Genomic DNA, 1,294 nt, shown 5'->3' with positions numbered 1-1,294 from the left:
GGTTCTTTCGTACTTACTATGCTAAAACTTTAGGAAAATGCCAGCTAATCAAAGCTCTAATTTCAAAATTGTTAAAGTTTCTAAATCCAAATCCACAACGTTTTAACAATTTTAATTTGTTATTAATTCCTTCTACTATACCGTTGGTTGTTCGGCGTTCAAAATACCCAACTATTTCTCCAAACCACCGTTTGATTGTTGGGACACTATTCCGATAGTATGGAGCAGCTTTTTCAATCCAATCTATTAGTTTCAATATCCCTTCCCCTAAGCTTTTACTCTTTTCAAATAAAGAGTGAAATTCTTCCTTTAATGAGTGCATTATTCCTACTAACGGTGAAGCTTCTTTTACTTGGTTCAATTTTTCTTTTTGTTTATTTGATAATTTAACTACGCCTTTTAATAAGATATATTTACTTCCTTTCAAGCTAGTAAATAATTTAGCTCTTTCCTTAACTTTTAAGGCTTCTGCCGTTTTTTTTTGGTCAACTCTCGCTTGATTTAACTCTTCATGGATCATTTTTGTAACATGAAATCTGTCCACTGTTACCTCAGCATTTGGGCAAAGTTTTCGCACTAATGATTTATAATTACCACTCATATCTATACTTACTTCTTCTATCTGTTCTAACACTTCTTCACCCCATTGCCGCATCATTTTTTCTATTTCTGATTGTGTTCGAGATGACACTAGCCCTACTAGCTTATGCGTATCTAGGTCTACTAAAACTACAATAAATTTTCCTTGTCCTTTAACCAAACTAATTTCATCTATCCCTAACCGTTTGAGTTGAGCTACGTGAATGGGCATGATTGACTCAGCTATAAACATTACCATTGACCAGACTTCTTCATTTGTTAATCCATTATTTTTAGCGACGTTATTAACGTCGCTATGGATCACCTGTTCGGCAATCATTAGTGCATATCTATTGGTAAAATTTTGACGTTTGGCTACAAAACTTAATGTTTCACTGAAAGGTTTTTCACAATTATTACACTTAAATTGCCGCCGATTTACTCTTAAAATTACTTCTCGGTTCCCCATCGGCAAATCTTTAACTAAATGTCCATGATTTTGATGAAGACGATGACTACTTCGACCACAGTGTGGGCAGATTGCCGTTTTTGTCTCTACTTTTACTGAGAAAATTAATGTTTCATCTGTTTGTCTGCTGTCTTCTACTATAACTCCGGGTAGGTTTAGCAGTTTGGTCATTATCTTTTTCATAGTTAACTTTGCTCCCAACAACTATTTACTAATATTTTAGCATAGTAAGTACGAAAGAGCCAA

1 protein-coding gene is annotated in these 1,294 nt (G+C 34.2%); it reads right to left on the bottom strand.

Annotation, left to right across the window (positions count from 1 at the left end; all coding sequences use genetic code 11):
* Positions 1-16: 16 nt before the first annotated feature.
* A complete protein-coding gene (locus OSCI_RS06810) occupies positions 17-1,231 on the bottom strand; it encodes an ISL3 family transposase (RefSeq protein WP_019488124.1) in 1,215 nt (404 codons plus the stop codon).
* Positions 1,232-1,294: the final 63 nt, after the last annotated feature.

Origin of the sequence: Kamptonema sp. PCC 6506, assembly GCF_000180455.1 — a bacterium.
Taxonomy (GTDB): domain Bacteria; phylum Cyanobacteriota; class Cyanobacteriia; order Cyanobacteriales; family Microcoleaceae; genus Kamptonema; species Kamptonema formosum.
Note: the sequence above shows the minus strand (reverse complement) of the source record. Positions and strands in the feature narration are given on the sequence as shown.